General features: G+C 67.0%; 23 protein-coding genes. 2 read left to right on the forward strand and 21 right to left on the reverse strand.

Annotation, left to right across the window (positions count from 1 at the left end; translation table 11 throughout):
• From E2F46_RS03555 to E2F46_RS03610, 12 genes are all read right to left on the reverse strand, one after another.
• Positions 1-849, reverse strand: a complete 849-nt coding sequence (locus E2F46_RS03555; protein WP_042928636.1) for a DUF6671 family protein — start codon at positions 847-849, stop codon at positions 1-3.
• Positions 846-1940 carry a calcium/sodium antiporter gene (locus E2F46_RS03560; protein ID WP_042928637.1) on the reverse strand — a complete coding sequence of 365 codons (1095 nt, stop codon included), beginning with the start codon at positions 1938-1940 and terminating at the stop codon, positions 846-848. Before E2F46_RS03560 ends, E2F46_RS03555 begins: the two co-directional genes overlap by 4 nt.
• A gap of 66 nt (positions 1941-2006) precedes the next feature.
• On the reverse strand, positions 2007-3005 hold the full coding sequence (locus E2F46_RS03565) for a YcjF family protein (RefSeq protein ID WP_033470479.1): 999 nt from the start codon (positions 3003-3005) through the stop codon (positions 2007-2009).
• Positions 3002-3229, reverse strand: coding sequence for an amphi-Trp domain-containing protein (locus E2F46_RS03570; protein WP_042928639.1), 228 nt, complete (start codon positions 3227-3229; stop codon positions 3002-3004). The genes E2F46_RS03565 and E2F46_RS03570 overlap by 4 nt, the downstream gene beginning before the upstream one ends.
• Positions 3226-3975, reverse strand: coding sequence for a VC0807 family protein (locus tag E2F46_RS03575; protein ID WP_207949512.1), 750 nt, complete (start codon positions 3973-3975; stop codon positions 3226-3228). Before E2F46_RS03575 ends, E2F46_RS03570 begins: the two co-directional genes overlap by 4 nt.
• On the reverse strand, positions 3968-6862 hold the full coding sequence (locus E2F46_RS03580; protein ID WP_207949513.1) for a cation-translocating P-type ATPase: 2895 nt from the start codon (positions 6860-6862) through the stop codon (positions 3968-3970). The genes E2F46_RS03575 and E2F46_RS03580 overlap by 8 nt, the downstream gene beginning before the upstream one ends.
• A 5-nt stretch (positions 6863-6867) precedes the next feature.
• Complete coding sequence (locus tag E2F46_RS03585) at positions 6868-7377, reverse strand: universal stress protein (RefSeq protein ID WP_042928640.1); 510 nt, start codon at positions 7375-7377, stop codon at positions 6868-6870.
• A gap of 113 nt (positions 7378-7490) precedes the next feature.
• A complete protein-coding gene (htpX, locus tag E2F46_RS03590; RefSeq protein ID WP_042928641.1) occupies positions 7491-8366 on the reverse strand; it encodes a protease HtpX in 876 nt (291 codons plus the stop codon).
• Positions 8367-8382: 16 nt separating this feature from the next.
• Positions 8383-8994 (reverse strand): hypothetical protein, encoded by a 612-nt coding sequence (locus tag E2F46_RS03595; protein WP_048512751.1) that lies wholly within the window; start codon positions 8992-8994, stop codon positions 8383-8385.
• Complete coding sequence (locus E2F46_RS03600) at positions 8994-9284, reverse strand: P-II family nitrogen regulator (protein WP_198299222.1); 291 nt, start codon at positions 9282-9284, stop codon at positions 8994-8996. The genes E2F46_RS03595 and E2F46_RS03600 overlap by 1 nt, the downstream gene beginning before the upstream one ends.
• Positions 9285-9300: 16 nt before the next feature.
• Entirely contained in the window at positions 9301-10251 is a 951-nt protein-coding gene (locus E2F46_RS03605) for a sodium-dependent bicarbonate transport family permease (protein ID WP_042928645.1), read from the reverse strand.
• A complete protein-coding gene (locus E2F46_RS03610; protein WP_042928646.1) occupies positions 10248-10778 on the reverse strand; it encodes a hypothetical protein in 531 nt (176 codons plus the stop codon). Before E2F46_RS03610 ends, E2F46_RS03605 begins: the two co-directional genes overlap by 4 nt.
• A 191-nt stretch (positions 10779-10969) precedes the next feature.
• Here E2F46_RS03610 and nhaR point away from each other — a divergent pair, with 191 nt between their 5' ends.
• Both nhaR and E2F46_RS03620 read left to right on the forward strand, forming a co-directional pair.
• Positions 10970-11890, forward strand: a complete 921-nt coding sequence (gene nhaR / locus E2F46_RS03615) for a transcriptional activator NhaR (protein WP_048512752.1) — start codon at positions 10970-10972, stop codon at positions 11888-11890.
• Between the two features lie 17 nt (positions 11891-11907).
• Positions 11908-12858 (forward strand): L-threonylcarbamoyladenylate synthase, encoded by a 951-nt coding sequence (locus E2F46_RS03620; protein ID WP_033470498.1) that lies wholly within the window; start codon positions 11908-11910, stop codon positions 12856-12858.
• A 258-nt stretch (positions 12859-13116) separates the two neighbouring features.
• Here the strand turns inward: E2F46_RS03620 and E2F46_RS03625 are convergent, their stop codons facing one another.
• The 9 genes from E2F46_RS03625 to E2F46_RS03665 form a co-directional block, all read right to left on the reverse strand.
• A complete protein-coding gene (locus tag E2F46_RS03625; RefSeq protein WP_033470501.1) occupies positions 13117-13569 on the reverse strand; it encodes a hypothetical protein in 453 nt (150 codons plus the stop codon).
• Between the two features lie 241 nt (positions 13570-13810).
• Complete coding sequence (radC, locus tag E2F46_RS03630) at positions 13811-14305, reverse strand: RadC family protein (RefSeq protein WP_033470504.1); 495 nt, start codon at positions 14303-14305, stop codon at positions 13811-13813.
• Between the two features lie 195 nt (positions 14306-14500).
• Positions 14501-15241: a DsbA family protein gene (locus E2F46_RS03635; RefSeq protein ID WP_033470507.1), complete on the reverse strand. Its 741-nt coding sequence runs from the start codon at positions 15239-15241 to the stop codon at positions 14501-14503.
• Between the two features lie 12 nt (positions 15242-15253).
• Positions 15254-18136, reverse strand: coding sequence for a conjugative transfer ATPase (locus tag E2F46_RS03640; RefSeq protein WP_033470510.1), 2883 nt, complete (start codon positions 18134-18136; stop codon positions 15254-15256).
• Complete coding sequence (locus tag E2F46_RS03645) at positions 18136-18570, reverse strand: TIGR03751 family conjugal transfer lipoprotein (RefSeq protein WP_033470513.1); 435 nt, start codon at positions 18568-18570, stop codon at positions 18136-18138. Before E2F46_RS03645 ends, E2F46_RS03640 begins: the two co-directional genes overlap by 1 nt.
• The gene (locus E2F46_RS03650) at positions 18551-20014 is read right to left on the reverse strand and encodes a TIGR03752 family integrating conjugative element protein (protein ID WP_033470516.1); all 1464 of its coding nucleotides are present in this window, start codon (positions 20012-20014) and stop codon (positions 18551-18553) included. Before E2F46_RS03650 ends, E2F46_RS03645 begins: the two co-directional genes overlap by 20 nt.
• The gene (locus tag E2F46_RS03655) at positions 20004-20909 is read right to left on the reverse strand and encodes a TIGR03749 family integrating conjugative element protein (protein WP_033470518.1); all 906 of its coding nucleotides are present in this window, start codon (positions 20907-20909) and stop codon (positions 20004-20006) included. Before E2F46_RS03655 ends, E2F46_RS03650 begins: the two co-directional genes overlap by 11 nt.
• On the reverse strand, positions 20906-21580 hold the full coding sequence (locus E2F46_RS03660; protein WP_033470520.1) for a PFL_4703 family integrating conjugative element protein: 675 nt from the start codon (positions 21578-21580) through the stop codon (positions 20906-20908). The genes E2F46_RS03655 and E2F46_RS03660 overlap by 4 nt, the downstream gene beginning before the upstream one ends.
• Positions 21577-21987 carry a TIGR03750 family conjugal transfer protein gene (locus E2F46_RS03665; protein ID WP_033470523.1) on the reverse strand — a complete coding sequence of 137 codons (411 nt, stop codon included), beginning with the start codon at positions 21985-21987 and terminating at the stop codon, positions 21577-21579. The genes E2F46_RS03660 and E2F46_RS03665 overlap by 4 nt, the downstream gene beginning before the upstream one ends.
• Between the last annotated feature and the right edge of the window lie 12 nt (positions 21988-21999).

Genomic DNA, 21999 nt, shown 5'->3' on the forward strand with positions numbered 1-21999 from the left:
TCATGGATTGCAGTAATCGCAGCGCCCCGGATCGGCGTACTGCGGCTCGGGGCGCTCGCGCGTTTCGCGATGCGCGCACTTCAGGCAGCCGTACACCTCGGCGCGGGTCTCGCGGGTCGGGGCGCCGCAGTCGCCACAGAGCAGGCCCGCAATGCGCTCGACGAGCCAGAACCCCGGCGCGCCGCAGGCCGGACAGGGCGAGCCGAGCTTGGCGACCAGGTCCTCGGCCGCAAGCCGGATCATCTCCATGCGCGTGGGGTTGGCGTGGGCCCGCAGGTCGGTCTCCAGGAACACCTGGCCGCTCGCCGATTGCGCCTGCGCCCAGGCGAACGCGGCTTTAAGCTCCTCCCAGGCGGCGATCCCCTTGCGCAGGCGCGGGTCGTTCTCGCCCTCGGGGCGCACGACCAGATGGTGCGCGGGAAACGCCGCCTGCCGGGCGAAGGCCTCGGCCGCCGTCCAGTCGCCGGTCAGAAGATGCGCGTGGATCGCCTTGCCCTGCGCGACACCGACGATCTCGAGCCCCTGCTCGTCGTCGATGAAGATGAGGAACTCCACGTTCCAGGGGAACATCCCCACCATCGGGTCCGGCCCGAACGAGCCCTCGCTGGCGAGCCCGAGCGAAAGTCCGGACATCTCCATGCCGAGGCGCGCCTTCTTGCGCGCCGCCTCGAGCTGCTTGCCGGCGCGCGGGATCTCGCGGGTGAAGGTGCCGAGGAGATCGGTGTCGTAGCCGCCGACCCGTTCCACCTGGCAGCCGAGCGCTGTGTCGAGCACCGAGGCAATCACGCGCTCCTTGCCGTGCTGGGTGAGCAGGGCGATGCGTGTTCCGGCGTAGACAACGCGGGTCATGGCGCCGCAGCGGTCGGCAGCGTCCGATGGCGCGCCAGCAGCACAATCAGCGTGATGACTGTGAGCGGCAGCACGAAGCCCAGCATGGTGGCGCTGTACGCCGGCAGTGCCATGTGCTGCGTGGCCGCAAGAATCAGGTACGACACATAGACGGCGTAATAGCCGAGGAACAGCGCCCCCTCCCAGCGCGCGATCCGGTGGCCGGTGGCGAAGATGGGCAGGCACGCGAGCGCCACCGCGATCATCACCGGCAGATCGAAGCGGACCAGCGCGGCGGCCACGTCGAGCCCGCCGGGCGTGACCAAGGCGGCGATGCCGGCGATTGCCAGGAGATTGAACAGGCTGCTGCCGATCACGTTGCCCACGGCGATGTCGCGCTCGCCGCGCAGCGCGGCCACCAGGGAAGTGGCCAGCTCGGGCAGGCTGGTGCCGACGGCGACGATGGTCAGGCCGATGACGATCTCGCTCACCCCGAAGGCGTGCGCGATCGCCACCGCGCTGTCGACCAGCCAGGTGGCGCCGAGCACGAGCAGCGCCAGGCCCGCGGCGATGAAGACGATCTGGACCGGCAACCGGTCGATCCATGCGCTCGCGCCGCCGTCGAACTCCCGCGCATATTCGGCCTGTATTTCCGGGCTTTCCTGGCGACTCTGGCGGATAGCGAAGACCGTATAAGCCACGATGCCGGCCGTGAGCAGCAGACCATCGAACAGGCCGATGCGGCCATCGAGCGCCATGACCCAAAACAGCACCGACACACCGATCACCAGCGGCACGTCGAAGCGGACGAGCTGCTGCTGAACCACCAGCGGCGCGATGAGCGCAGAAAGCCCGAGCACCACCAGCACGTTGAAGATGTTGCTGCCAACGATGTTGCCGACGGCGATGTCTGCCTGTCCCGAAAGACCGGACTGAACGCTGACCGCCAGCTCCGGCGAACTGGTGCCGAAGGCGACCACGGTGAGTCCGATCACCAGCGGCGAAATCCCGAAACGGGCCGCGAGGCGCGCGGCGCCGCGCACCAGCAACTCGGCGCCAGCCACCAGCAGCACCAGGCCCAGCACCAGAAAAACAACAACCGTAAGCGTCATGAAATCAAAGCCTCAAGAAGTCTGACCAAAAGATGCGCGCACTGTGGGGAAAACCCGCATCGCCGATCACCGCCCGCGCACCATGGCCATGACCCGCCCCATATCGAGCGTTGCAGCCTGTTGCTGGATCTGGGGCAGGTATTGCGTTTGCATCTGCTTGGCGGGGCCGAGCAGGTTCTGGAACGTATCCTTAAGCATCACCGTATTCATCACCCGGCCGCCGGCGTAATAGCGTTTGGCGAGCTGCCCCAGGGCGTAGGTGGTGGCGAAGGAGAACGCCATGCCGGTGGCCGCGCTTCCCACCTTGCCGAAGGTCCTGCCCGCTGCCTTGCCGAGCAGGCCGCCCAGCAGCTTGCGGCCGAACTGCTCCAGATATTGCGAGGTGAGGCCGACCCCGGCGGCGGCGATGAATTCCTTGATGTGGCCCTGGTCGAGCTGGACGCCGTGGGCGCTGCCGATGCCGTAGACCATCTTGATCTGCAGCGGGATGATGGCCATCGATGCCCAGGACTGCGGCAGTAGTTCCAGCGCACCGTTCATCAAGGCGTAGTTGAGGATGGACTTGTCGAGTTCCGCCTCGGACACGTTCGGCTGCGCCGCCACCACCGGCCCGGGCGCGGCGGCTACAGCGGCGGCGCCTGCCGCGGCTACGGGGGCCGCGGCCTCGCTGAGCTCGACAATGGCGTCGGCCTCGCGCTCGAAGGCGGCGGTCTGCCCCGCATCGAGCTTCAACAGGGCTTTCAGCTCGTTCAGGAAGCGCTGCTCGGCCTCGCTCTGGCGACCGTCGGCGTCGCACACGCACACCGCCATTTCATAGGCCAGCTGGCGTTCATGCCCTTCAGGGTGCTCGCCGGGGTCTTGCAACGCGGTAACGGCGGCATCCAGGCTGATGCGCTTGAGCAGCACGTCCTGATAGAGGCGGGCGAGATCAGGCGCGCCCGCCTCGCCGCCCAGCGACTCGGCGATGCGGCGGATTTCCTCGCGCTCGCGGTCGTGCTTGGCGCCGTCGGCGAAGGCGGCGTGGAGGGCGATGGCGAGGATGGCTTTCTGCTGTTCGGGGTTCATTGCGGGTTCTTCCATCTGATCTGGAATTCGATTTCTTCCGACTCGCCTTCCCGTTCGTGTTCGATGTTGCAGACCGCCCGCACCGGCACCGAGATTCTTTCGCCCGCGATCTGGATTTCAAAGCGTTCGCCCTGTTCGAGCGCATCGGCCAGGCGCCGCAATTTCGCAATGAACTCCGGCAGGGGGTAGGTTTTTTCCACATCGCGTTCAGGTTTGCTGTTCATGCGTGTCCTTTCAGTGCTTCGGTGAGTTTCAGTCCGGCCAACTCGCGGAGGGAGCGCGCCAGGAAATAGAGCGCGGCCATCATGATCAACATGGAGGGCAGCGCGATCATGGGATAGCTAAACAGGGTGAGCCGCCCCAGCTCTTCGTTGAAGGCGGGGGAGCCGGATGGACTGGTGACGATCCAGGTGGCGAGAAAGTAGTTCATGACGGAGGAAAAAAAGAACGAGCCGGCCAGCATCCAGGTGGCGGCCCGCAGGCGCGTCTTGAAGGCGGCACGCTTGCCGCGTTCGTCCAGGCCGCGCTGAATCCGCTCGACATCCATCAGCGCCGGCGTGAACAGCAGCACCCGCACCAGCGGGTAGCGGCTATGGGCGGAAATGGCCACGGCCAGACCGATCAGGCCGGGAATGGCGGCTTCCTTGATGGCCAGCCACCGCGTGTCCAGTTGCAGCAGGCCGATCCCGCCGGTAAGCAGGATGCTGACCAGACCGAGCACGGCGAACAGGTTGAGCTTGCGCCGGGTAAGCAAATCCCGCGCGCCCCAGGCCAGCGGGAAAGCCAGCGCCAGCAGCAGCGCGTTGACGGCGCCCAGGTCTTCCGGGCCGCTCAGCTTCATCAGGATCAGAGAGGGAATGACGATAGCGATCAGCAGTTCGATCAGTGGGTTGTTTTTCCCGGATGCCGAAGAAGGTGCAGTGGAATGGCACGCCGCCCCCCGGCGCGCCCCGTGCTTGATTTCAGCCACGATTTCGCCACCACTTCTCGAGACCGATCACCGGCAGGATGAGGGCGCCGACAACGATGCTCAAAAGCACGTCGCCAGCGGAGAGGGGCGCGGACGCGAAGATCTCGTGCATGAACGGGGCGTAGACGAACAGCGCCTGCAGCACGAGGATCGCCGCGATCCCGACGAACACGGTCTTGTTGCTGAACACCCCGATCTTCAGCATCGAGTCACGCAGCGAGCGGCAGTTGAGCAGGTAGAAGATCTGGAACATGATCACCGTGGTGACGGCCATCGTTTGCGCCTTGGCGAGCGCTGCGGGTCCGCTGTCTCCCGCGGCTCGGAACTCGTAGAGGAAGAGCCCGAGCGCCCCGGCGGTCATCAGGATCGCCACCACGAAGGTGCGCATGACGACGAACCCGCTCAGCACTGGCGCGGCCGGGTTGCGCGGTGGGCGCCTCATGACGTTGGGCTCTTTCGCCTCGAACGCGAGCGGCAGCGCCAGCGCCACCGCCGCTACCAGATTGATCCATAGCAACTGCGCCGGCGTCATCGGCATCAGCAGCTCGCGCATCGTATGGGCGACGCCGTCGATGACGTGCGTGACATCGGCGAACGGGAAAAAGGCTACCGCCCACATCAGGATCAGCGCCAGCCCGAGGTTGGTCGGCAGCACGAAGGCGAGCGACTTGATGAGGTTGTCGTAGACGCGCCGCCCTTCCTCGACCGCCGCGGCGATGGAAGCGAAGTTGTCGTCGGCGAGCACGATCCCCGCCGCCTCCTTGGAGACGCTGGTCCCGGTGATCCCCATCGCCACGCCGATATTCGCCTGCTTGAGCGCGGGCGCATCGTTGACGCCGTCGCCGGTCATCGCGACCACTTCGTTGCGGCTCTGCAGGGCACGCACCAGGCCGAGCTTGTGCTCCGGCGCGACGCGCGCAAAGACGTTGCACGCGCCCGCCGCATCACGCAGCTGCACTTCGGACATCTGCGCGAGCTGGGCCCCGGCGATCGCCTTGGGTGCTGCGGGATTCTTAGGGAGGATGTTGAGCTGGTCCGCGATCGCCTGCGCCGTGCCCTGGTGGTCGCCGGTGATCATCTTCACGGTAATCCCGGCCTGATGGCAGAGCGCGATCGCCGCGATTGCCTCGGGACGCGGCGGGTCGATCATGCCCTGGAGCCCGAGGAAGGTGAACCCGCTTTGCGTGTCGTGCATCTCGATGCCAGTCTGCCCGCGCGCGGGCTGGGCGGCGAACGCCAGCACCCGCATCCCCTTGGCGGCCAGCTTTTCGACCTCGCGTAGCACCGCCTCCATATCGAGCACACGGCCGCCCGGCGTCGTGGCGCAACGCTTTAGCACGGCCTCCGGCGCACCCTTGAGCAGGATGCGTCCGCCGTCCTGCGCGTGGAGTGTGGCCATGAACTGGTTCTCGGACTCGAACGGAATCGTATCCAGGCGCTTGTGTTGCGCCCGCGCTTTCTCCACGTCCAGCGCGACCTTTTCCGCGGCGACAACGAGCGCGCCCTCCGTCGGATCGCCATGGATCTTCCACTGCCCCTCCTCGTTCGCGAGCGAGGCGTCGTTGCACAGCACCCCGGCGAGCAGCAGATCAGTCAGGTCCGCAGGCGCCGTCTTGACGAGCGTTCCCTCGCGCTGCAGTTGCCCCTTGGGCGCGTAGCCGACGCCCGACACGGCAAAGGCGCCGGAGGCGGGCGTCCAGAGCTCCTGCACGGTCATCTCGTTGCGGGTAAGGGTCCCGGTCTTGTCAGAGCAGATGACGGTGGTCGAGCCGAGGGTCTCGACGGCGGGGAGCTTGCGCACCACGGCACGGCGCGTCGCCATGCGCTGCACGCCGATCGCCAGCGCGATGGTCACGATCGCCGGCAGCCCCTCGGGGATGGCGCCCACCGCCAGCGCGATGGCGAAGATGACCGTCTCGCGCAGGGCCGGAAGCCACTCGACCCCGGTCTCGGCCATGGTTCGCCAGGTCCCGAGCAAGAGGATTCCGATCGCGATGACAACGATCGCGATGGTGATGTACCAGCCGATTTTGGCCAGCGCCTTGGTGAGCGGAGTCTGCAGATCGGTCGTTTCCCTCAGCATGGTGGAGATGCGGCCGAGCTCGGTCCTGGCGCCGGTCTCGACCACCACCGCGGTCCCCGTCCCGTAGGTGACCAGCGTGCCGCCAAAGACCATGCAGGTTCGGTCGCCGATGCCCGCCTCGGATGCCACCGGGGCGAGCCGTTTCTCCGTCGGCACCGACTCGCCGGTGAGCGCCGCCTCCTCGATCTGCAGGTTGCGCAACTGGATCAGGCGCATGTCCGCGGGCACCTTGTCTCCGCTGGCGAGCAGGACCATGTCGCCGGGGACGAGATCCGCTGCCGGGAGGGTGAGTTTGCGGCCCTCGCGCAAGGCGGAAACATTCTCCGGCACCATGCGGCTGAGCGCCTCGATCGCCTTGCCGGCCTTGAACTCCTGCACGAAGCCGATGATCGTGTTGAGCACCACCACCGCCAGGATCACCAGCCCGTTCTTGACCCCGCCGGTGGGGTCGACAGCCATCGCCACCAGCGCCGACACGATCAGCACCCAGATCAAGGGGTTGTTGACCTGCCGCCAGATCAGGTCGAGGGCGGTGTCCCCTTTGCCCCGGGGGATCACATTGGACCCGTAGGTCTTCAGACGCTGCACGGCTTCCGCGTTGGTGAGGCCATCCGGACGCGTCTCCATACGCGCGACCGTCTCGTCCACGCCCAGTGCGTGCCACGGCTGCCGATCCGGCATGCCCGCAGCGCCGCTGGAACCACCATTCATAGCAGACGCGTTGCTCGTGATGGCTTGTTGCGCCGTTGCTTTCATGCTCAGCTTGTGCACGCGTTCTTCTTGGTTGCCAGGGAGTCGACTCATGGCAATCATTCGGCGGCTGCAAAGAACAACGATGCCAAGCCCGTGCCGACGCCGGCTGGAATGCCGTAGCGTTCCAGCGGGGACACCGGGTCTCCTGCCACAACCTTGACCGGGACGGTCGTCAGCTCAATCACCTTGTTGATCGTCGAGTTCTCGACCATCCGGATCAGCGAGCTCTTGCGTGCGGCACCCACCACGATATGGTCGCAGTGGAGGCGGCGCGCCGCGTCGGTAATGACGTATGCCTTTTCCCCAAGTTCCATGTGCGCTTCATAGGGCACCCCGAACCTGTCTAGCATCTGTCTGCTTGGCAGCAGCGCCAACTCGGCCTGATCGCGATGGAAATCGTGGCGATCTCTTCTGCTCACGAATCGTGAAACGTATTGGGAAAATGGCGTCTGAACATTCAATAGATGAATTTCCAACGCCGCGTTCTTCCTGAATTCATTGACGACGTGCCGCACCGCATGGAGCGAGTTGCTTGAGCCGTCGACCGGAACGAGTATTTTCAACATGGCGCGGGTTCCTTTCCAATGGCCAGCTATAGTCGGGAAATCAGATCGAACGGCAGTAGGACTCAGACCACCACCGCGCCCAGCAACAGGCGGGCTGCAAGCCGCGTGCGCATTCATTGCGCTGCCTTGAGCGCCGCGATGCGTTTGGTCAGCGGCGGGTGGGTCATGAACAGGCGCTTGAGACCCGACGCACCTCCGCCGGCGATGCCGAAGGCCGTCATCTTGTCGGGCAGGGACGCAGGCTGCAGCGCACTGAGCCGCTCCAACGCTGCAATCATGGCGCCGCGCCCGGCCAGTGACGCGCCGCCCGCGTCGGCGCGGAACTCCCGTTGGCGCGAGAACCACATGACGATGAGGGAGGCCAGGATGCCCAGCACCAAGTCGGCGATGATGACCGTCACCCAGAATGCCGGGCCGTGCCCGTTCTCGCTCTTGAAGATTATCCGGTCCACCGTGTGGCCGATCACCCGCGAGAGGAACAGCACGAAGGTGTTCACCACGCCCTGGATCAGCGCCAGCGTCACCATGTCGCCATTGGCGGCGTGCGCGACTTCATGGCCCAGCACGGCTTCTGCCTCCTCGCGCGTCATCTGCTGCAAGAGGCCGGTGGAGACGGCGATCAGCGCCTTGTTCCTGCTCATCCCGGTGGCGAAGGCGTTGACGTCGGGCGCGTCGTAAATGCCTACCTCGGGCATGCCTATGCCCGCCTGCCGCGCGTACTTGCGAACCGTATCTACCAGCCAGGCTTCGGTCGTATTCGATGGCGCCTTGATCACCCGCACGCCCATCATCTTCTTGGCCATCCACTTGGAGACGGCCAGCGAGATGAGCGATCCGCCGAAGCCCATCACCGCGGCGAAGATCAGCAGCGCCGTCAAGTTCAGTCCCTGTTCGTTCAGCCATGGCTCCACCCCCAGCAGGCGCATGCTGACCGAGAGCACCAGCAAAATGGCCAGGTTGGTGGCGAGAAACAGGACGATGCGCTTCATGCTCGGCTCCCTGGCATCATTGCCGTGAGGAATGTTGCAAACGAACTTCGATCAAACCGCCCGGGCGGCGCATCAGCGCGAACTCGATGGACTCCTGACTATGTCGAAACCGGTGCCTTTCCTCCTCTGGCATGGCGGAAATCACCTCCTGGACGAACCCGGCGTCGGCGAAGCCCCGGACATAGTGCGCCAGCGCCGCGTCGAAACCCGCGCGGCCGGCGTAACGCACTTCGGTCGTCTCGCCATCGCGCGCGTAATGACTGCGCACCAGGCCTGGGAAGCGCGGGACCGGGCCGAGGTCGGTGCCGCTGACATCGCGCGCGGGCGGCGCTTCGCCGAGGCCCGGCAGCCACCGGTCCGCCTGCTCCTGAATGCCCGGCAGCCAGCGCTCCGCCTGCTCTTTGAGACCGGGCGCTGCCTGTTCAACCGTTGCCGCCGCCTCGTCGGCCAAACGCTTGCCGGTCTCCGTCGCCACCGGCGCCTGCGCCCACAGCCAGGACAACAGCGCGATGCCGGCCCAGACGAGCAGGCCGACGATGGCGAAGGCGAGCCCGCCCAGGATCAGCCAGGTGCGCGCCCGAATATTTCCCAGCCACGATGCGGCCTGCGCCAAGTTTCTTTTTGCCATCAGAACTTCTCCGGCCGCAGCACCGCGACGTCGGACACGAACAGGATCATGGCGTAGTTCTCGTAGTAGCGGGCCTGCAGATGTGCGGCGATGGCCTCGGCGGTCGCCGCATCGCATACGACCTCGATGCGGATGTTGCTGCTCGCATCCCACGCGGAGCTGCGCACGCCCCGGCTGCCCTTGCCGCGGGCGTCGGTAATGGTGTAGCCCCGGACTCCCAGGCGTTCGAGGTCCTTGATCAAGACGCTCTCCAGGGCGGCCTCGGTGATGATGGTCAGCAGTTTGCGCATCGAACTGTTCATGAACCTAGCCTCCGGTCAGGGCGAATGCTTGCGTCGCCATGGCGTGATAGAGCGGAATGCCGACCAGGACGTTGAACGGGAAAGTGACGCCCAAGGAAGCGGCCAGCGACAGCGTCGGGTTGGCCTCCGGCACCGAAATGCGCATGGCGGCGGGCACGGCGATGTAGGACGCACTCGCTGCCAGGATGGCCAGCATGGCCGTGCCCCCCAGCGACAGCCCGAGTCCGTAACCCAGCGCGATGCCCACCACGGAGGAGAACAGCGGCATGCCGATGCCGAACAGCACGAGGAACAGGCCGTGCCGCCGCAGGCTGCCGAACTGGGCGGCCGTGATCAGCCCCATTTCCAGGAGGAACAGGGCAAGGATTCCCTTGAACAGATCGAAGAACAGCGGCTTGACGGAAGTCAGTCCCTCCGGGCCGGCGGCCCAGCCGATCAGCAGCCCGCCGACGAGCAGCACGATGCCCTTGCCCAGAAACACCTCATGCGCGACCGTGCCGATCCGCATGTCACGGGAGAACCCGCGGGCCAGCAGGATCCCCACCAGGATGGCCGGGATCTCCAGCACGGCGAGCAGGAACGGCATGTGCGACTCGAACTCGATCTGCCGGCTGGCGAAATAGGTGGTGGCGACGGCATAGGTGCCGACGCTCACCGAGCCATAGTGGGCGGCAACGGATGCCGCGTCCGCACGGGGGAAACGCCCCATGAACCGCAGCACCGGAAAGGCGACCAGCGGCAACAGTACGCCCATCGCCATGACCGCGAGGGCTTGCAGCGCGAGGTCACCGAAGGGTTGCCTGGCGAGTTCGATGCCGCCCTTGAGGCCGATGGCGAGCAGCAGCAGCATGCTCACCAGTTCATAGACGGCCGCGGGCAGTCGCAGCTCCGAGCGCAGCAGGCCAGCGGCCAAGCCGAGCAGGAAGAACAGCAGGACGGGGTCGAGGGTGCTCAAGATGGCGTTCCTTCATCGTGCGGCTGCGCCGATGGCAGGACCAGGCTGCCGCCGGCGTCCTGGTAGATCGGCGGCAGCACGAGTTCCGGGTAGCGTGCTTCGAGCACCTGCAGCTCCGCGCTCACGCTGGAGTCGGGCGCATTGCCTGCGAAGACCGGGATGAAGCGTGCGGCGAGCGTGGTCGCGTCTTCATGGCCGAAGCAGTCCAACAGCGCCGCCACCAGGTCGACGCGGGAGACGGCGCTTGCCGCCGTCTCGAGCCAGCACAGCATCCAGATCCCGTTGATCCCTGTTGTCTCCAGGATACGGACGGTTCGCCGCGCGCCGGCCGCATCCGGCAGAACCAGCGCGCACGGCAAGTTCGCCACGCCTTCTTCGTCGATCCAGATGCCTTGCACGGTTTCAACGTCGCTGGCGGGCAACCGGCGGCGCAGAATCGACAGGTAAGCGGCCAGATCTTCGCTGGCGCGCTCCAGATCCCCATCGCTGCGCACGAGCAAGAAGGCGCTTCTGGACTCGGTCGGCATGTCTTCATCCCCTGCGTAGGTGGCGGGCACTGGACGCTTCTCACCACGAGCGCCTGAGGCGCGAAAGGCCGTGCAGGACCCGTCCTGTTGTTACCCGGAAGGTAACCTGGTGAATTTTGACGGTCTGGATGATTCATATAAAGTCGAATATAATTCACAGACACTTCGTAAAAAGTTGCGAATAGCAGATAATGAATCTCAAACACCTGCGCTACTTCTGGGCGGTGGCCCACGCCGGGAGTGTGGCGGCGGCGTCCAATCAGTTGCATCTGACGCCGCAAACCGTCAGCGCCCAAATCAAGCTGCTCGAGGACGACCTCGGAACGGCCTTGTTCAAGCCTGCCGGACGCGGACTCGAACTCACCGAGGCGGGGCGCGTTGCGCTGTCCTACGCCGACGAGATCTTCGCGCTGGGTCACGAGATGGTCTCCTCGCTGCGGGCGAACGCAATCCCGGAGCAGACGATGGCTACGTTTCGCGTCGGTATTTCCGATGCGATCCCCAAGTCGCTGACACACCGGTTGCTGGCTTCGCTGAAGAGGGTGGAGAAGCCGATACGGCTGGTGTGCCACGAGGGCACGATCGACTGGTTGCTCGGGGAATTGGCACTGCACCGGCTGGAGATGGTGCTGGCCGATCGCCCGATGCCGGCAGGGTTGGCGGTCCGCGGCCACAGCCGCAAGCTGGGTGAAAGTGCCGTCGCCTTTTTTGCCGCGCCCGAGCTGGCGCGGCGCGGCGCGGCTTTTCCAGCCTGTCTGAACGGGGCGCCACTGCTGCTGCCCGGTCAGAACGCGGCGGTACGGGGCGAGATCGACCTCTGGCTGGGCGAGTCACGCCTGTACCCACGGGTCATCGGGGAGTTCGATGACAGCGCCCTGATGAAGGTCTTTGCACAGGCGGGTGAAGGCTATTTCCCCGCGCCCGCGATCCTCTCGGACGAGATCTGCGCGCGCTACGGCGTCAGCGAGGTGGGGCGGCTGGAGGAGGTGCGCGAGGCATTCTGGCTGATCAGCACGGAACGGCGCATCCAGCATCCGGAGGTTCGCGCCGTCCTGGAAGCCGCCCGCGGCGCGGTCTTCGTTCCGCAGGGCGACGGCCAAATGGCGCGGTAAATGCGGGAGTCCTGATCATGTTGCAACTTACTTCCCACCCGGACGATCTGTCCACCGCCGTGAACCTGCTGCGGGCGGGGGAACTCGTGGCGCTGCCTTTCGAGACCGTTTATGGGTTGGCCGCCGATGCGACCAACCCCGATGCCTTGCGCGCGATCTTTCGCGCCAAAGGCCGCCCGGCCGATCACCCGCTGATCGTGCATCTCGCCGCCACCGAGCAACTGTCGGACTGGGTCACCGAGGTACCGGAGGTGGTCTGGCGGCTGGCTTCGGCCTTTTGGCCAGGTCCGCTCACCCTGGTGCTGCCTGCCGCGCGAACGGTTTCGCCGCTGGTGACCGGCGGCCAAACGACCGTCGCGCTACGCGTGCCGGCACATCCGGTACCGCAGGCCGTCTTGCGACAGTTCGGTCGGGGCCTGGCCGCGCCATCCGCGAATCCTTTTGGTCAAATCAGTCCGACCACGGCGGCGCATGTGCGGCGACACCTGGCCGGAAAGATCGCGGCGGTGGTCGATGGCGGCCCCTGCCTGGTCGGCATCGAGTCGACCATCGTCGATCTCAGTCGTGAACATCCGCGCATTCTGCGTCCCGGCGCCATCACCACCGATATGCTCGCGCGCCACCTGTTTCTTGCGGGCACCGTTGCTGCGGCAGCGCCTCGCGTGCCAGGCGCCCTGGCCTCGCATTACGCGCCGCGCACGCCGTGCTACCGGATCCCGGCCGGGCTGGCCGAGGCGCCGTTTCCAGGCCGGCGTACCGGGCTGCTTGCGCAGCGCCCCGCAAATTGGCCGGTGGCGAAGTTCTGGCCGATGCCCTCGCAGTCCGAAGACTATGCGCGCGCGCTTTACGCGGCTTTGCACGAGGCCGATGCCACCAGTTGCGAGGTCTTGCTGATTGCGCTGCCGCCGGACGAACCGGCATGGGCGGCCATACACGACCGCTTGCGCCGTGCGACCCGATCTCTTTAGCGGACGGTGGCAGCGCAGCTTGGCGGAACGCCGCCTCAATGCGTGCGGGAGCGAGCAGTTCACGAGGGCACGCAACTAAAGCAGGGGCGCGCGGACGCCTGAACGCAGCGACGCAAATCGCGGCTTCGCTGATGTCCACGCCATAGACTCGCCCGTAGAGCGTCGAGCGAATCACCTCCCTCGTGGACGGCTGACCTTGCGAGCGAAGATGAACGAAGCGCCACAACGCTTCGGCCTGGAAGACACCGGAGCAGCACGTCAAATCCAGCACCGCTCCCGTCCAGATAGGCCATCCATGACCTCATCGAGGATCAGCGAGACGACGACGGACAGTCGCGTGTAGTGCACGCCGTTTTGCAACGCTTCTGTGCGCTTTCCATCTGTCCACGGCTCAGCGTGCGCGAACTGCTCGTAGATCGAGCTGATGAGCTCGATCGGAATCACCTCGAACTGGTAGGGGAAGAAGCTGAGCTGCCCGCTTTCAGGATCGACAGCCGCCAGGAACTCCGCAACCCGCGTCAAGTGGTGAGCGGCCGGTGTCGTTTTCACCAAAGAAGGCGGAAACATATCGCCGTTGAGGGTCTGGGCCAGCCATGCGAACAGCTTGCTGGTCGCTGGCCGGTCGCGCAGTCCCGCCGGCAACGCCGTGCGGCCGCATACCCGCTTCAACCGCGTCGCACTAACGATCTGGCGGTCTGGCCCAGCGAGCACACTCCTATCACCCGTCGGTCTTAGGCGGAGTCTCGTTAGAAAATTTGCTATTTTCTTCCACGTATGGGCGTGCTTCTCAACAGGGATAGGCCGGTTCAGCCGCCTATCCCACAAGCTTTCCAAGCATCCGAAAATTGTGACCATCAGAGCGCATCGCGAACGTGGCAACCGGAGCCTTCCAGAGCAGTTCTTGTGGAGATGGGCAAGAGGCACAGGCGCCCCCGGAAGGGGCGCCTGCGGACTACAACAAGCCGGCTTCGGCGAACGAGTACGGACTGCCCTTGCCGACGATGAAGTGATCCAGCACCCGGACATCGACGGTGGCCAGGGCGCTCTTCAGCCGCTCGGTGATCGCACGATCAGCGGCCGAGGGCTCGGTGTTCCCCGAGGGGTGCTGATGCGCCAGGATCAGCGCCGAAGCGTTGAGCGTCAGCGCACGCTGGACAACCACCCTTGGATACACCGAAGTCTGGTCGACCGTGCCCTTGAACAGCGGCTCAAACGCGAGCACCTGGTGCTGGCTGTCGAGAAACACGACGGCGAAGATTTCGTTCGGCTCCGCGACCAGTTTCAGGCGCAGGTAGTCGCGCACGGCGGCGGGACTGCCCAGCGCCGGACCGGCCTTGAACACGCGGTTCTCCAGCAGGGTGATGGCCTGCCGGATGATCCAGTCTTCGTGCTGGGCGGCGATCAGGGCGAGCGACTCCGGGCGGGAGTCGGCGATGACAAGAGACATGGCGAACCTCCAATGGATGAGATCGGAGGGCGCCTGCCCCTGGAGGGCAAACCCTCCTGGGGACGATGGGGATGAAACAGGTGACGAGCGGGCATCCACCACCGCGGATGCAGTGGCCGTTCGCGTCAAGGGATGCGATGCGAACGGGTTTCGATCAACGCGGACAAGCCGCGCCGTAGCCTTGAAGATCGATGGCTACCTGGGCATGTCGCCAGCAACGCTGGCGGGCATGTCTGGGAGATGTGAGGACTCGGCGCTCGCCGTGTCGCCGGCAGCCAGCAGGTCAAGCGCCGAGAGCAAGGCGTCGCCGTCCAAGGGGCCGTGCAGCAGGAGGGTCTTGCCAGTGTCGCGATCGCGCAGTAGCAGGGCCGGCGTGGCGGCAATGCTCTGTCGTGCCGCCTCCGCGGCCTGGGCGCGGATCACGGCGTCGGGCCGCTCGCTGTCGAGGCACTGCTGCAGCGTTGGCGTGAGGTCGGGATAGCGCAGGCCCTCCGGCAGGCCCTGGCCGTCGCCGCGGGTGTGCGCGTAGAGCCAGGCCACCGCCTGCCAGAACGCGGCATGCCCGCCCACCTCGCCCGCGCACTCGGCCAGGCGTGCCCCGGCGGTCGCGGCAGGCTCGTGCATGGACAGCGGCAGGTGATGCCACTGCCAGTTCACCTCGCGGTGGGCGTCGATCCAGCGCTGCAGCGTCGGGAAGTACGCCCGGCAGTACGGGCACTCCAGGTCGGCGTAACCGACCACCGTGAAGCGGGCATCGCTGCGGCCGTACAGCCACGGCGGCCCGGCCGGCTTCGGTGGCTCGGGCACGGTCGTGATCGGATGCATGAACTCCGGGGCCTCATCGGGCGTGCGCAGGAGCAACCACCCGGCGGCACCCACCGCCGCGACCAGCAGCGCGATCAGGGTATGGCGTCGAGTGAACAAAGGCAGGCGCATGGTGTTCCTCATTCAGGCCAATGCATCCAGCGCCAGCGGCTCGATGCCCCGCGCACGATCGATCTTCTCGGCCACGCGGAAGGCGGCATCCAGCTCGCCGATGCCGTGCTGCTGCATCAACTGGAAGCGTTCGGCCTTCTCCTCGGGCTCGGTCATCGCCATCGCCAAGTAGAGGCTGGGCGGCACGGCGCGGAACAGCACTTCCATGCTCTTGGAGAGGATGACGCCCTCCGAGAAGGCGCCGGCCTGCTTGCGCGCCGACAGCATCAGCGCCTTCTGCGAAGCGTTGAGTTCGCGGAAACGCGCGACCTTCTCCACCTCGTCCGGCGGCATCGACAGGCAGATCCACCACTCGATCATGTTGAGCATGGGCTCGGCCGCCTTGGGCAAGTCGTCGAGGTTTTGCGTGGCCAGCCAGAACCAGGCACCGAGCTTGCGCCACATCTTGGTGATCTTGACGATGTACGGCGAGAGCAGCGGGTTCTTGGTGATGATGTGGCCTTCGTCCGTCACATTGACGATGGGTCGGCCCAGGTACTGGTCCCGCTCGGCGATGTTGTTCACCGTGTTGATCAGCGAGATGTAGGCAATGGAGAGCTGCGCGTTGTAGCCCTCGCGGGCGAAGGTGGCGAGATCCACGATCGTGATGTCCGCCTCGGGCCACGGTGTTCCCGGACGGTCGAACATCTCACCGTCCACGCCCTGGCAGAACATATCCATCGCGTCCGCCATCTCCTGCAGCCGCGCCCGCCGGGTCTCCGGCAGCGTGGCATCGCGGCTGCGCTCGCGCAGCGCGTCGCGCACGTCGCGCGTGAGCACCGTGCGTTGCTCGGCCACGCAGCGCCGCGCCGCGTCGAGGATGCACTGGCGGATCAGGCTGCGGTCGGCGCGCGTCATGCGCGCTTCCTCGCGCTCTTCACCGCCCGTGATCATCAGCCGCGCCGTGATCTCCAACTCGCCGAGCACGTCGCGCTGCTCGTCGCCGTCCATCGCCGCAGCAGTTTCGGCGCGGTCCTCGTCGAGCGCGTCGGCGTCGAGGGTCTGCACCTGGCCCGGCGTGTCGACCAGGCGCCAGGCATCGGCAAACGGGGCCAGGCTGACGCCCGAGCCTGGTGCGAGCTTCACGCGGTTGACGCTGAGCCCAAGGCGCGCGGCGAAGTCGCCAAACAGCCCGAACGAGTTGCCCGCTTCGACGATGAACAGCCGCGGCCGGTAGATGGCGGTGACCTGGTTGAGCAGGTTGTTGAGGGTCGCGGATTTGCCGGAACCCGTGGGACCGAACAAGAACAGATGCGCATTCATCTGCCGGTCGAGCCGGTTCAGTGGGTCGAAGCTGATCGTGCCGCCGCCGCGATTGAAGAAGGTGATGCCGGGGTGGCCTGTGCCCTGGCTGCGGCCCCAGACCGGCGCCAGGTTCGCAGCGTGCTGCGCGAACATGAGCTGCGTGTACCACCCGCGCTTATCGGCGGCCGGGTCGTAGACGCAGGGCAGCCAGCGCAAGTAGCTGTTCAGCGGCGCCACCTCGTCTTCCTCGCGCACCGGCTGCAGGCCCGCGTTGAGCATCACGTTGACGAGCTGCAGTCCGCGCGCGTCGAGCTGGGCCTGATCTCGACCACGCAGGTAGAACGCCAGTGCGCCACGGTAAAGCTTGTGGGAGCTGCCGATCAGGCCGCGCGCCTGCTGCACGTCCGCACGCGTCTGTTCGGAGGCCAGGGTTTCGCCGACGGCCTTCTTGGCCAGGTGATTGAGATGGCTTTCCAGCACGTCCTGCGGTGTCGCCACCACGGTCAGGCACATCACCGTGTCTTCCGGCATCTGGTCGAACAGCGCGTTCATGGAGTCGCCGCCCTTGCGCGTCTCGCCCGTCAGGTGTCCGGTCGCCGGCGACATGCGAAGGCGATCCATCACGATGACGCGATGCGGGAGCCCATCGAAGAACCACAGGCCCTGCTCGACATCCGAGCGCGGCGGGCCGAAGAACAGCCGCTGCGCGAAGTCGGTGCCGCTGGCGAGTTCGACTTCGCCCTCCTCGGGCTCGTCGGGGTAGCGGGTCAGCGCATAGAAGCGCTCGCGGTCTTCGGCGCTCGGGCCGAGCAGGGTCGGATGCGGGTTGAACCAGCGCAGCAGCCAGGCGTGGATGTCCGCCGCGCCGAGACGCCGGGCTTTCACGCCGGCATTCGCCAGCCCGCCAGCGAGGCGGTCGCAGATCGTGGTCAGCGCCTGCTCGGGCGACTGGCCGCGCCGCGTGGCCGCGGCCGCGGACGTGCGGCGATAGACCACCATGCGCACGCGCCGGACTTGGCCGCGCCACGGCAGACGCGTCACCGTAGTGTCCTCGAACAGGCCACCCGGCTTGGCGATGGCCCGCAGGTGATGGGTGAAGAAGCGCAGGTAGAAGTCGCTGAACGCGCTGCCCTGCGCACGCGGCTGCACGTAGCCCGCCAAGTTACTCAGGTAGTGGTTCCAATCGGCTTCGTCCTGGGCATAGAGCTGCACCACCCAGGGGTTCTCATCGAGTTCGTCGAAGGAGTCCTGCAGGGCGTTCTCCAGCGCATCGCGGGCCTGCCACAGCCAAGCCAGCTCACGGCCTTCAGTGCCCACCGGCAGCAGCTCGAAGAACGCGGCCACCGACTGCCCGTCTTCGAGCAGCATGGCCTTCGAGCCCGGCAGGTACTCGACCCACGGCAGCATGTCCGCGAACGACGGCGCGACGGTGTAGAGCGCGTCGTGGTCGGCCTGGGTCGCGGGCCGGCGCTGGCCGGCGAGCGCGCCGCCGGGCTCGGGTATGCCCTGTGCGGCCAGCGTCGACAAATGCCGTTCCCAGGCGTCGGCTGCACGAGACCCTGCGGCGGGCGACGGGGCCGCCTTCCGCGGCCATGGCAGCGACCAGGCCATCAATAGTCCTCCACCCGCTCGCCGGGCATTGCGTACTGCACGCGCTGGTACAACGGGAACGCCGTGCTGTAGCCAGGCACCGGCACCGGGTCGGTGCCGGCCAGATGCGGGTACACGTACATCACCAGGTCGGGATTCGGCAGGCGATGAAACTGCCGGTAGATTTCGTTGCCCGCGGTGCGCGTGTAGCGCTCCTGCACGGCGGGCGCGGCCTGCACGTCGGCTTCGGTCAACGGCCGACGCAGGCCCTGGCGTGCGTCGAGCAGTTGCCGTGCGATGGGGCCGCCGCCTTCGCCGCCGCCGGTCTCCTGCTGCCAGATGTCGAGCATGGTGTTGTGGCCGTGGGGCAGCAGCTTCTCCTTGCTGGTCGCACAGCCGCCGAGCAAGACGGCCGCCAGCAGCACGGCAGTCGCGTCAATCCAGGTCCGAAGCATGGGCTTCTCCGATGCGGTGGTTCACCCGACGCCCCTGGGCGTCGTGGTCGATGTGGAGCGGCTGCTCCAGATGCACGGCGACCCTGGCGCCGGGCTGCACGTAGACGGCCGCGAAGGCCTGGCCATACAACTTGTTGACCCAATCGGCCATATCGCGCACGCCACCGGCCAGGATGCGGCCCATCGCTTCGTTGCCGCCGATGCCGACCGTACCGAGCGAGCCGTTGCCGTTGGCGACCACGGCCACGCTGCCGCTGTCGGATTTGATGAGCGAGGCCGCGCCCGCGCCGGCCGCGGTGATCAGCGCCTGGCTGCCGAGGTACTGCTGCGCGTTGCTGCGCCGCTCGCCGCTGACGCAGGGAATGCCGTAGGGATCGCTGATCCAGCCGAGGCCGCCTTGCGTGGCACTCGTCGTGCTGTTGGCGCTGGCTTGCCCGCCGCGCTGGTCCCGGTTGCCGTCCTCGGGCACGGTGCGGATGGTGCCGTCGTGGAACACGAAAGTGACCGAACGGATTTGCCCGCGCACGCACGAAAGCGTCCAGTCGCCCGAGGCCGTGCCGCTGACCACGGCGCCGGCCACGTCGGGGATGTCGATGCCGTTTGCCGTCAGGTTGTCCGGGCCGATCAGCACCTTGAAGGGGTACGGGTCATTGACCGTGCCGTCGATGGGCACGCGGCCGATCAGCGCCGTCATCGCCACCGAACCCATCAGCGTTGCATTGCGCGGCACCGTGTAGAACGGCGTCGTGGTCGCGCCCACGGCGCCGACCACCGCACGCCCGCCGGCATCGGCGACGGACTCCACGGCGGCCGACAGGGTTTTCTGCGCCGGGCCGAAGCTCAGCGGAAAGCTCGGTTCCTTGCTGCTGTTGCGGGCATCGGTCTTGGCATCGCCCGGTTCGACCCAATGTGTGCCGTTGCCTGCGCCGCTGCCGTCATTGCTGCCGAAGCGCTTGCCGTCGCCTTCTTCCAGGCCCAGCCCGACGGGCAGGTCGACCTGGCCGCCTTTGCCGGAGAGGCCATCGAGCCGCTGCTGCAGATCCTGCAGCAACCCCTGCGTCTGCTGCTTCTCGCTCGCCACCTGCTCGCGTTCCTGCTGCAAGCGGCTGCGTTCGCTTTCGAGCGCGGTCTGGATGCGCTGGTCGATCGCGCTCTCGCGGGTGCGCAGGCGCTCGTTCTCGGCCTTCTGCTGCCGGTTGTCGCCCAGCGCGGTCTGCAGCTCGGTGCGCAACTGTTTCACCTGCGCGACCAGCGTGGCCACCGTGTCGCGCGGCGTGTCGCCCTCGATGCCCAGGGCCTTCATCTCCTCGGGCGTGAGCGGGTTGGCCGTGCCCGACAGCGCGGGCCGCTGGCCGGCGGGGCCGGAGAACAGCTTGATGCCGACGAACACCAGCAGCAGGATCACGGGGATCAGCAGCCACTTGAGCAGCGGGTTACTCTTCATCGGACGCTCCTCCTGCCGTGCCGGCGGCACCGGACGGCGGCAGGTTCACGCTGGCGTCGATGGGGCTCAGCCTGGGAAGCAGCGCCTCGGCCAGACCGCGGCCGCGCGTGACCAGGTAGACCACGGTGGTGTCGGCCGCCTGGCCGGCCGGGCCCAGGTTCGGGTGCTGGAAGGTGGCCGCCACGAAATCGCCCTGCAGCGCACGCGGATCGAGGTCCAGCCAGTGCACCGCCGTGTTGGTGAGCCGCACCGCCGTCACCCACTGGTCTTCGAGCCGCCAGGCGGCCAAGGCCCGCGCCTGCACCGGCAGCGTCGGCAGCAGGGTGTCCAGCGGGAGGTCGCGGCGCAGGTTCACGCGGCCGATCCCGGCGACCGGCTCGACGGTACGCAACGGCGCGTACAGGTTCTGCGCGGCGTAACGCGTCAGCACGACCGGGATGGGTGTTTCGCGCTTGCGCACTGGCCGATCCGGTGCGGCGGCTTCCGTGGCGCTGGCCGTCTCGCCGCCGTAGCGCGTGGCGGGCGACCGCTCCGCGTCCACGATCCGCACCGGCTCCAGCGGGGGCTGTCCGTCCTGCGCTGGTTCGGCGGCGATGTCGAGTAGGATCAGCTCGCCGGACTCCACGTCCTGCAACTGCAGCCGCGTCGGCGGCAACGGTTCGCCCGCCCGCAGGTAGATCGCGCCGCCCGCGCTCTGCACCCGCAGGTGTGCGGACGCACTGTCCGGTACGCCGACACGCACGTTGCGGTCGATGAAGATCACCCGCTCCTGACCGACCACCAGCGGCACCGCCAGCGGCAGACGTTCCCAGCGCAGGATTTCCACAGCCTGGGCCGGCGCGAGCGCAAGCCACAGCAAGACGCCGGCCAAGGCCGACAAGGCATGGCGTTTCATGGGGAGTCTCCCTGCGAGTGACCGGCTGCGGTGCCGGGCGTCGGCGACGTCTCGATGCGCTGAGGTGCGCTGGCATGGCAGTCCAGCGCCAGGCCGAAGGGGTTGCGCTCGGGATCGACGTCCATGCGCACAACCTTGAGGGCGTAGCGCACCAGAGCACGTTTGACCTGCTCGGAGCCGTGGTACTCGTCGGCGCTCACGTCCAGCGTGACGATCCAATCGCGGTCGGAGACAGCCTTGACGCGCGTGCTGGGGCTGTCGCCATAGCCGCGGCCGGGAATCTCGTAGATGCCGCGCACGCGCTGCCGCAGCTCGCCGCTCGAGCGACGGTACTCGTAGTCCTGTGCCAGAAAGGCCCGGCAGCTCGGCGTGAGGTAAGCCGACAGCGCGTGCAGGTTGCGCGGGTAGTCGATCTCGCCGTTGGTGGGCCAGCGCTGCACCTGCTGCCAGATGTAGAAGCTGAACGCATACACGCTCTCGGGCGGCACGTCCCACCACTTGCGCACGCTGCCCGAGCGCAGGTCGGGGGGCACGTGGATCGTCAGATCGCGCGGCGCGCTCCACCAGCCGAAGCCGAGCAGCAGCGCCACCACGAACAGCGCCACGCCGCCCAGGCGCAGCGTCTTCACGTGTGCCTGCAGGTGCGCGACCTCATTCCTGAAACGGCTCATGCCGCACCTCGATCGGCCGTGCGCCGCGTGCTCCACCAGCCGGTGCGGGTGACCAGACGGCGCCCGTCCAGGTGAGCGGCGAGCACCGGATAGCGCAAGGTCAACCGCCACTGAAGCTGCCGGTACAGCCAAGTGTCAGGGCGGCCGCGCTTCTGGCTGCGCAGGAAGCCTCCGCCGACGAAGACGCCGAGCGCGATGCCCGCGACGATCAGCGTAGGCACCATGGCAATGCTTCGCGTCAGCCAGGCCAGGGGCACGCCGAGCACCAGCCCGGCGGCCGCCGACAGGCCGGCGCAGATCCACAGCTCATCGGCGGTCAGTCCGCGCACGACCACCGGCTGGCGATTCAGCCGGTGCGGCAGGAACGTCACCAGCGCGTCGCGCGCTGTCTCCGCGGGGGTGGCCATCGCGTGCAGCCC

Source organism: Luteimonas aestuarii, from assembly GCF_004357985.1.
GTDB lineage: Bacteria > Pseudomonadota > Gammaproteobacteria > Xanthomonadales > Xanthomonadaceae > Luteimonas > Luteimonas aestuarii.